Source organism: Geodermatophilus chilensis (assembly GCF_002802985.1).
Lineage (GTDB): Bacteria > Actinomycetota > Actinomycetes > Mycobacteriales > Geodermatophilaceae > Geodermatophilus > Geodermatophilus chilensis.
Window position 1 is genome coordinate 18201 of sequence record NZ_NVPT01000070.1, and the last position, 9968, is coordinate 28168.

General features: G+C 73.9%; 7 protein-coding genes and 1 pseudogene. All 8 read left to right on the plus strand.

Going from position 1 to position 9968, the window contains the following annotated elements:
* Positions 1–138: 138 nt before the first annotated feature.
* Positions 139–1920, plus strand: a complete 1782-nt coding sequence (locus CNO22_RS13395) for an N-acetylglutaminylglutamine amidotransferase (protein WP_100499845.1) — start codon at positions 139–141, stop codon at positions 1918–1920.
* A 38-nt stretch (positions 1921–1958) separates the two neighbouring features.
* Positions 1959–3677: an N-acetylglutaminylglutamine synthetase gene (ngg, locus tag CNO22_RS13400; RefSeq protein WP_232807007.1), complete on the plus strand. Its 1719-nt coding sequence runs from the start codon at positions 1959–1961 to the stop codon at positions 3675–3677.
* A gap of 196 nt (positions 3678–3873) precedes the next feature.
* On the plus strand, positions 3874–4251 hold the full coding sequence (gene crcB, locus CNO22_RS13405; RefSeq protein ID WP_100499847.1) for a fluoride efflux transporter CrcB: 378 nt from the start codon (positions 3874–3876) through the stop codon (positions 4249–4251).
* A complete protein-coding gene (locus tag CNO22_RS13410; protein ID WP_100499848.1) occupies positions 4248–4601 on the plus strand; it encodes a fluoride efflux transporter FluC in 354 nt (117 codons plus the stop codon). The genes crcB and CNO22_RS13410 overlap by 4 nt, the downstream gene beginning before the upstream one ends.
* A 98-nt stretch (positions 4602–4699) precedes the next feature.
* On the plus strand, positions 4700–6064 hold the full coding sequence (locus CNO22_RS13415) for an alpha,alpha-trehalose-phosphate synthase (UDP-forming) (protein ID WP_269799596.1): 1365 nt from the start codon (positions 4700–4702) through the stop codon (positions 6062–6064).
* Positions 6061–6825: a trehalose-phosphatase gene (otsB, locus tag CNO22_RS13420; protein WP_100499850.1), complete on the plus strand. Its 765-nt coding sequence runs from the start codon at positions 6061–6063 to the stop codon at positions 6823–6825. Before CNO22_RS13415 ends, otsB begins: the two co-directional genes overlap by 4 nt.
* Positions 6826–7206: 381 nt before the next feature.
* Positions 7207–8810: pseudogene (locus tag CNO22_RS13425) on the plus strand (methyl-accepting chemotaxis protein).
* 219 nt (positions 8811–9029) lie between these two features.
* The coding region (locus CNO22_RS13430; RefSeq protein WP_157936940.1) for a HAMP domain-containing protein at positions 9030–9968 on the plus strand (939 nt) is incomplete at its 3' end.

Sequence of the window (9968 nt, forward strand, 5' to 3'; positions counted from 1 at the left end):
CGCAGCGGCGGGAGGCGGCGGGGCGGTCCCCGGGCGGGGACCGCCCCGCTGTTCCACGTGGAACGCGGCCGGGTTGCATCGGTGTGACGTGCTCGTGGGCAGTCGCGCAGGCCTGGCAGGTGGGGTTGGATCGGTGCTATGTGCGGTCTCTCCGGCGAGATCAGGTTCGACGGCTCCCTGGCCGACACCACCGCCGTGGCACGGATGGTCGAGTGCCTCGTCCCCCGCGGTCCGGACGGTCAGGGTGCCTGGAGCAACGGGCGGGTGGCCTTCGGGCACCGCCGGCTGTCGGTCATCGACCTGTCACCGGCCGGCAGTCAGCCGATGGTGGACAACGAGCTCGGGCTGACCGCGGTCTTCAACGGCTGCATCTACGACTACAAGGAGCTGCGCGCTGAGCTCGAGGGCCACGGCTACCGCTTCTTCTCCACCTCCGACACCGAGGTGATCCTCAAGGGCTACCACCACTGGGGCACCGCGGTCGTCGAGCACCTGCACGGCATGTTCGCGTTCGTCATCACCGAGCGCGACACCGGCCGGGTGGTGCTCGCCCGCGACCGGCTGGGCATCAAGCCGCTCTACCTCGCGGAGACCCCCGGCCGGCTGCGGTTCGCCTCGTCCCTGCCGGCGCTGCTGCAGGCCGGGGACGTCGACACCTCCATCGACCCGGTCGCGCTGCACCACTACCTCACTTGGCACGCCGTCGTCCCCGCGCCGCGGACGATCGTCAACGGCGTCCGCAAGCTGCCCCCGGCCACCGTGCGGGTGGTCGAGGCCGACGGCACCTCCCGCGAGCACCGCTACTGGGAGGCCCGCTACGAGCGCCGTCCCGAGCACGCGAACTGGTCCCCCCGTGACTGGGAGGACGCGATCGAGGAGGCGTTGCGGGTCGCCGTCCGGCGGCGGCTGGTCGCCGACATCCCGGTCGGCGTGCTGCTCTCCGGCGGCCTGGACTCCAGCCTGATCGTCGGCCTGCTCGCCCAGGAGGGGCAGACCGGCCTGGCCACCTACTCGATCGGCTTCGAGGCGGTCGGCGGTCGGGAGGGCGACGAGTTCGTCTACTCCGACGTCATCGCCGAGCGCTTCGGCACCGACCACCACCGCATCCGGGTCGCCTCCGACGAGCTGGCCGCGGCGCTCGGCCACGCCATCGGCGCGATGGCCGAGCCGATGGTCAGCCACGACGTCGTCGCCTTCGACCTGCTGTCGGAGCGGGTCAGCCAGTCGATCCGGGTGGTGCAGTCCGGGCAGGGCGCCGACGAGGTCTTCGCCGGCTACCACTGGTACCCGCCGCTGCAGGGCGTGGACCGCGAGCGGGCGGTGGAGACCTACGCGAGGGCCTTCTTCGACAGGGACGCCGCCGACATGGCCCGGCTGGTCAGCGACCGGTACGCGGTGGACGGCGACCCGAGCCTGGAGTTCGTCCGCCGGCACATGTCCGCGCCGCACGCCGACACCGCCGTGGACGCCGCGCTGCGCCTCGACAGCGAGGTCATGCTCGTCGACGACCCGGTCAAGCGGGTGGACAACATGTCCATGGCCTGGGGCCTGGAGGCCCGGGTGCCCTTCCTCGACCACGACCTGGTCGAGCTGGCCGCGATGTGCCCGCCGGAGCTGAAGCTGGCCGACGGCGGGAAGGGCGTGCTCAAGGCGATCGGCCGGCGCATCATCCCGCCGGAGGTCATCGACCGGCCCAAGGGCTACTTCCCGGTCCCGGCGATCACCCACCTCGAGGGCAAGGTGCTCGACCTGGTGCGCGACGCGCTCACCGGAGAGGCCGCCCGCGAGCGCGGGTTGTTCCGGCCCGAGTACGTCGACCGGCTGCTGGCCGACCCGAACGGCGAGCTCACCCCGCTGCGCGGCAACAAGCTGTGGCAGCTGGGCCTGCTGGAGCTCTGGCTGCAGGGACACGGGGTCTGACGGTGCCCCGTGTAGCGGGACACCGGCGCCGGACCCCGGTGTCCGAGACCCCGTCCCCCACCAGCCGCCCCTGGCAGCAGGTCTCCGAACACCAGCGGCAGGGGATGGAGTCCGACGTCGTCCTGGACCTCGCCTGGGGTCGGCTGGTCTTCGGGCAGACCTTCTCCAGCCTCGAGGGCATCGTGAAGGCGCTGCGGTCGGAGGAGAGCGGCCGGCGCGACATCTGCATCTACCCGCGCGACCCGCACGTGATGGTCGGGATGGCGCCCGACGAGCTGTTCATCGACCCCAGCTACACCTACCGGCTGGACCTGTACCGCTACCGCCCGCGGGCCGAGTTGATCCGCGGTGTCTTCGTCCGCACCGTGACCGGGCTGGACGAGATGCGGTCGATCAACGACATCTACGCGCGCAACGGCATGGTCACCGGCGACGCCGACACCATGTGGGCCAACCACCGGACCCGCACCTTCACCTACCTGGTCGCCGAGGACCGGCGGACGGGTGCGATCGTCGGCACGGTCACCGGCGTCGACCACGTGCTCGCCTTCGGCGACCCGGAGGGCGGCGCCAGCCTGTGGTGCCTGGCGGTCGACGCCCAGGACGCCCCGCCCGGCACCGGGGAGGCGCTGGTCCGGGTGCTCGCCGAGCGCTACGTCGGCCGCGGCCGCGCCTACCTCGACCTCTCGGTCATGCACGACAACGCCGGGGCGATCGCGCTGTACCGCAAGCTCGGCTTCCACCGGGTGCCGGCGCTGTGCGTGAAGCGGAAGAACCCGATCAACACGCCGCTGTTCGCCTCCCGCCCGCCGGGGCTGGCCGAGCTCAACCCCTACGCGCGGATCATCGCCGAGGAGGCGCTCGAGCGCGGCATCCGCGTCGAGGTCAACGACGCCGAGTGGGGCGAGATGCGGCTGTCGCTGGGCGGGCGCACCGTGCTCACCCGGGAGTCGCTGTCCGAGTTCACCAGCGCGGTCGCGATGAGCCGCTGCGACGACAAGCGGGTCACCCGGCGGATCATGGAGCGGGCCGGCGTCCGCGTGCCCCGCGGCGCCACCGCCACCGAGGGCGACCTGGCGGCCGCCCGCACGCTGCTGGCCGAGTGCGGCGAGGTCGTGGTCAAGCCCGCCCGCGGCGAGCAGGGGCGTGGCATCACCGTCGGGGTGCGCGAGGAGGAGGCGCTGGACCGGGCGGTTCGCCTGGCCCTGCAGTACTGCCCCGAGGTGCTGGTCGAGGAGCTCGTCGAGGGCCAGGACCTGCGGGTCGTCGTCATCGACCACGAGGTGGTGGCCGCCGCGGTGCGCCGTCCGGCCGAGGTGGTCGGCGACGGCCGCTCCCCCGTCAGCGATCTGGTGCGCAGCACCAGCCGGCGGCGCGAGCGGGCCACCGGCGGGGAGTCGAGCATCCCGCTCGACGACACGACCTCCGAGGTGGTCGCCGAGTCCGGGTACGCGATGGACGACGTCCCGCCGGTGGGTGAGCGCATCCAGGTCCGGCGGACGGCGAACCTGCACACCGGCGGCACCATCGAGGACGTCACCGACCGGCTGCACCCCGCGATCGCGCAGGCCGCCGTCCGGGCCAGCCGGGCCATCGGGATCCCGGTCACGGGGCTGGACTTCCTGGTGCCCGACGTGGAGGGCCCCGACCACGTGTTCATCGAGGCCAACGAGCGGCCGGGGCTGGCCAACCACGAGCCGCAGCCCACCGTGGAGCGCTTCGTCGACCTGCTCTTCCCCGAGACCCGCCGCCGCTGAAGCAAGGGCCTCGTCCTCCCCACCCCTCGCAAGCTCGGGGCGGTGCCCTGGACGGGGCCGCCCCTGCCCTCCCCGCCTCCGGCCTCCCCGGCGACGATCATGGACCTGCGGTGGGGACACGCCGCCGGTGACGGGCGTGTCGCCACCGGCGCGCCATGATCGTTCCGGGAGACGAGGCGGAGAGGGAGGGGGCGGCGTGGCGTACCTGCTCGCGGCGCTCGGTGGCGCGCTCGGTGCGCTGGCCCGCTGGGGCGTGGCGACGGCGCTGCCGCAGACCTCCGGTGGCTGGCCGTGGGCCACGCTGCTGGTCAACCTCACCGGCTGCCTGGTGTTCGGCGCGCTGGTCGCCGTCCTCGCGACCCGCTCCCCCGAGCCGCCGTGGGCGCGGCCGTTCCTCGCCGTCGGGGTGCTGGGCGGCTACACGACCTACTCCGCGTTCGCGGTCGAGGCGGTCGGGCTGCTCGAGGCCGGCGCGCCGCTGCTGGCCGCCGGCTACGTGCTCGTCTCCGTCGTCGGCGGGGTCCTGGCCGTGGCCGCCGGTGCCCTGGCGGTGCGGGCCGCCCGCACGCTGTGACGCCGCTGCTCGTGGTGGCCGGTGCGCTGGTCGGCGCCCCGCTGCGGCTGCTGGCCATCCGGCTGGCCGCCCGCGGCGGGCGGGACCCGGCGCGCGGCACGCTGGCCGTCAACGTCGCCGGCAGCGCGCTGCTGGGCCTGGTGCTCGGGGCCGCCGCGACTCCCCCGGCGGTGGTGGCCCTGGTGGGCACCGGCTTCTGCGGCACGCTCACCACCTTCTCCACCTTCGGCGGCGACGTGGTGCGGATGGTCGAGCAGCGCCGGCTCGCCCGCGGCCTGGGGTACCTGGTCGCCTCCGTCGTCCTGGGGGTGGGGGCCGCCGCGCTGGGGTACCTGCTGGCCTCCGGATGAGCCCGGGGCTGCCCTTTCCGGCGGCGCTCAGTAGGGTCAGGGACGGTATGGGTGGCACAGCGGCAGGACACGAACGGGCGGACAGCCCGGTGGTCGTGGTGGCCAATCGGCTGCCGGTCGACCAGGTCACCGACCCCGACGGCAGCACCCGCTGGCAGCGCAGCCCCGGCGGTCTGGTGACCGCGCTGGAGCCCTTCGTGGCCGGCCGTGGCGGCGCCTGGGTCGGCTGGTCCGGATCGGCCGGCGAGGCCCCCGAACCCTTCGAGTCCGGGGGGATGTCGCTGATCCCCGTGCCGCTCTCCGAGGAGGAGGTCGACCGCTACTACGAGGGCATGTCGAACGCCTCGCTGTGGCCGCTGTACCACGACGTGGTCGAGAAGCCCGAGTACCACCGGACGTGGTGGGACGCCTACGTCCAGGTCAACAAGCGCTTCGCCGAGCGCGCCGCCGAGGTGGCCGCCGAGGGCGCGATCGTGTGGGTGCACGACTACCAGCTGCAGTTGGTGCCGGCGATGCTGCGCCAGCGGCGCCCGGACCTCACCATCGGCTTCTTCCTGCACATCCCCTTCCCGCCGTACGAGCTGTTCACCCAGCTGCCGTGGCGCTCGGCGGTCGTGGAGGGGTTGCTCGGGGCCGACCTGGTCGGGTTCCAGCGGCCCAGCGCGGCGGCCAACTTCGTCCAGCTGGCCCGCCGGCTGCACGACCTGCCCGCCCGCGGCTCGACCATCGAGTACGACGGCCGCACGGTCACCGCGCGCGCCTTCCCGATCTCCATCGACGTCCGCGCCTTCGAGGAGCTGGCCAGCTCCCCGCAGGTGGTCAAGCGGGCCGAGGAGATCCGCGCCGAGCTCGGCAACCCGCGGAAGATGATCCTGGGCGTCGACCGGCTGGACTACACCAAGGGGATCGCGGTCCGGCTCAACGCCTTCCAGGAGCTGCTGGAGGAGGCGGTCGTCGAGGTCCCCGACACGGTGATGGTGCAGGTCGCCACGCCCAGCCGGGAGCGCGTCGAGCACTACGTGCACATGCGCGAGACGATCGAGCAGCAGGTCGGCCACATCAACGGCGTCTTCGGCACCCTCGGCGGGCCCGCCGTCCACTACATCAACCAGTCGGTGCCCCGCGAGGAGCTCGCCGCGCTCTACCGGGCCGCCGACGTCATGTTCGTGACGCCGTACCGCGACGGCATGAACCTCGTCGCCAAGGAGTACGTCGCGGCCCGCAGCGACCTCGGCGGCACCCTGGTGCTCTCCGAGTTCGCCGGCGCCGCCGCCGAGCTCAAGCAGGCCTTCCTGATCAACCCGTACGACATCGCCGGGGTCAAGAACCAGCTGGTGCGGGCGCTGCGCCTCGAGCCGGCCGAGGCGGCCAAGCGGATGCGCGCGATGCGCCGCCACCTGGCCCGCAACGACCTCGAGCACTGGGCCAACTCGTTCTTCGACGCGCTCCAGGCCCAGGCGTGACCCGGCCGGAGGCGCCGCCCGCCGCGCTGCCGGCAGACCTGACCGAGGCGCTGGCGGCCGTGGCCCGACGGCGGCCGCTGCTGGTGGCCAGCGACTACGACGGCGTCCTCGCGCCGCTGGTGGGCGACCCGTCGGCCGCCGTCCCCCTGCCGGGGACGGCCGAGGTGCTGGCGCGGCTGGCCGCCGCCGACGGCGTCACGGTGGCACTGGTCAGTGGCCGGGGGGTGGCCGACCTGCGCGCCGTCAGCGGGTTCGAGGGCCCCTACCGCTGGATCGGCAGCCACGGGGCCGAGTACGGCGGCCCGCTGACCGGGGAGCTCGCGGCGCGCCGCGACGCGCTCGCCGAGCGCCTGGCCCCGCTGGTCGCCGCGGTGCCCGGCGCGCGGCTGGAGGTCAAGCCGGCCAGCGTGGCGGTGCACGTGCGGCAGGTGACCGACCGCGTCGCGGCGGCCGCGCTGCTCGAGCAGGCCCACGCCGCGGCGGATCCGTCACTGACGTTGAAGCCGGGCAAGGAGGTGCTCGAGTTCGCGGTCACCGACGCCGACAAGGGCACCGCGCTGCTGCGGCTGCGCGACGACCTCGGCGCCGTCGCGACGGTCTACCTCGGCGACGACCGCACCGACGAGGACGCCTTCCGCGCCCTGTCCCCCGCCGATCTCACCGTCAAGGTCGGCGAGGGCGAGACGGTGGCCCGCCACCGGGTCACCGACCCGGCCGCCGTCGTCGTGCTGCTCGACACCCTGGCCGACCTGACCGCCTGACCACCTGACCGGCGCCGCGGCCGAGTCGCGTCCCGCCGTGTCCGGGAGTCACCGGCCGGGGCTGTGGCGGTGGCCGTCCCATTCGTGTCGACACGGGACGTGGTCCCGTGCGACCCCGCGCGCCGGCGGCCGAGCCGCCGTGGCGGTGACCTGCACTCCCCCACCGATCCCCTCGGACGCTGCACCGACCACCGAGTGGGTGGACGGGCGGACGAGCAGGCGGGCCGAGGCGACACGGCGACCCCGGAGATCCGCTGACCCACCGAGTGGGTCAAGATTGCGTCGCTTGACACCCTCAAGTGAGGGGCAGGGTCCTCGGCGCCCACGCACTTCTCCCGCGCCGTTCCAGGCGCAGCTCACCGCCCCGAGAGAAGACCTGCCATGCCCGTGACCGACCGTCCCTCCGTCCTCGCCCGAGCTCGCGACCTGCCCGTGCTCGTCAAGATCCTCAGTGCCGTCCTCGTGACGCTCGTCGTCGCCGTGGGCGTCGGGCTGCTCGGCCTGGTCAAGCTCGGGGCCACCGCGGACGAGACCCAGGCCATGTACGAGCAGAACGTCCAGCCGCTCACCGTCCTGGCCCAGGTGCAGCGCACGGCGATGCAGCTGCGGCTGGACACGCTCAACCACGCGACCAGCCTGGACGCCGCGTCCATGGACCGCATCGAGGCCGCCATCGACGACCACGAGGCCGCGCTCGCCGAGCTGCTCGCCTCCTACCGGCCGAACGCCGCCGACCCGGCGGCCGTCGACGCCACCGAGCACTGGCAGGAGGTCGGCCGGCTGCGCGACGGGGTCGTCATCCCGCTGTCCCGGGCCAACGACATGGCTGCGTACCAGCAGGCGCGGGACACGCAGCTCGTCCCGGCGATCGAGATCGCCGAGGCCGACCTCGCCGCGGCCCGCGCCGCCGAGGAGGAGCAGGCCGCCGACCGGGCGGCCGGGGCGCAGGCGGCCTATGCCGACTCGCGCACCACGATCGTCATCGCCCTCCTCGTGGGCAGCCTGGTCGCCCTGGGGCTGGGGGTCGGCGTGGCCCGTCAGATCGTCGCCGCCGTCCGTTCGGTCGGTGGGGTCGCCGCCGCCCTGGCCGCCGATGACCTCACCGTCCGGGCCGGCCTGCAGTCCCGGGACGAGCTGGGCCGGATGGGCACCGCCCTCGACGAGGCCGTGGCCGACCTGCGGCAGGTCGTGTCGTCGGTGGTGTCGTCGGCGGACGCCGTGGCCGCGTCGTCGGAGGAGCTGTCGGCGTCGTCGGCGCAGATCTCGGCGTCGGCGGAGGAGACCTCGGCGCAGTCCGGCGTGGTGTCGGGCGCGGCCGAGGAGGTCTCCCGCAGCGTGCAGACCGTCGCCGCCGGCGCGGAGCAGATGGGCGCGAGCATCCGGGAGATCAGCCAGAACGCCGCCGAGGCTGCCCGCGTGGCCGCGCAGGCCGTCACCGAGGCGGAGACCACGACGGCCACGGTGACCAAGCTCGGGGAGTCCTCCCGGGAGATCGGCGACGTCATCAAGGTGATCACGAGCATCGCCGAGCAGACCAACCTGCTCGCCCTCAACGCCACCATCGAGGCCGCCCGCGCCGGGGAGGCCGGCAAGGGCTTCGCCGTCGTCGCCAACGAGGTCAAGGAGCTGGCCCAGGAGACCGCCAAGGCCACCGAGGACATCGCCCGGCGGGTGGAGGCGATCCAGGGTGACACCTCGGGTGCGGTGGCTGCCATCGGGCGGATCAGCACGGTGATCGGTCAGATCAACGACTTCCAGACCACCATCGCCTCCGCGGTGGAGGAGCAGACCGCCACGACCAGCGAGATGTCCGGCTCGGTCAACGAGGCGGCGCCGGATCCGGTCAGATCACCGAGAACATCAGCGGGGTGTCCACCGCCGCGGAGGCGACCACCCAGGCGCTCACCCAGACCCGCACCGCCGTGGACGAGCTGTCCCGCATGGCCGCCGACCTGCGCACCTCCGTGGGCCGCTTCCAGTACTGACCGGCCCGTACGCCGGGCGCGACCGCGCGGGGACGGTCGCGCCCGGCGAACGGGAACGGCGCCGGATGTCGACAAGGGAATCGGCGAGAGGCGGCCGCCGACATTTGTCGGGCGGTGCGCCACGACACGGCCCGGAATGGAGCAGACGCAGTGACAGAACGGCCCACCATTGCGCCTCAACCCGCCTCGTCGGCCCGCCACCCCTCCTCAGGAGACCCCATGTCCGTCCGCACCACACAGTCCTCCGGGCACTCCGGAGGCTGGTTCGCCGACCGTCCGCTGTCGGTCAAGTTCGGCGCCCTCGTCGGTGTCGTGGCCGTCGCCTTCGCCGGCGTCGTCGGGTCCGTGGTCGTCGGCAACGCCACCGTGCGGGACGTCAACGAGGAGCTGACGGCCCTGGCCGGCGCCGAGAGCGTCGTCCTCCAACTCGACACGCGGGCCAGCGAGCTCAAGGTCGACGCCTTCCGCGCCCTGGTGCGCGAGGTCCCGGCCGACGCCCTCGCCGAGCTGGACGAGGACGTGGCCACCGCCGACGAGCTGCTCGCCGAGCTGTCGGGCATCCCGCTGACCGGCGAGACCGCCACGGCCGTCGCGGACCTCGAGGACAGCTTCGCCGACTACACGACCGCGATCAGTGCCTTCATCGACTCCGCCGTCGCCGACCAGGTCGCCGCGCGGGCCGGGTACGCGCAGATCCAGGTCGCCAACGACCTGACCGACGGGGCCGTGGGCGCCGCCAAGGACACCCTGCAGGTGGCCACGGACGACGCCGCCGCCCGCCTGGCCGACGCCGTCGACAGCACCGAGCTCCTGACCGTCGTCGTCGCCGGCGTCGGTGTCGCGCTCATCCTCGCGATCAGCTGGCTCACCATGCGCTCGGTGCGTCGTCCCGTGCAGCGGGTCAAGGCGGCGTTGGAGGCACTGGCCGCCGGCGACCTCACGGCGTCCACCGGGGTGACGTCCCGGGACGAGGTCGGGCAGATGGCCGCGGCCCTCGATGAGGCGCAGGCCGGCCTGCGCGCCGTCCTCGCCGACGTCGCCGCGTCGGCGGATGCGGTGGCGGCGAGCTCGGAGGAGCTGTCGGCGTCCTCGGCGCAGATCTCGGCGTCGGCGGAGGAGACCTCGGCGCAGTCCGGGGTGGTGGCCTCGGCCGCGGAG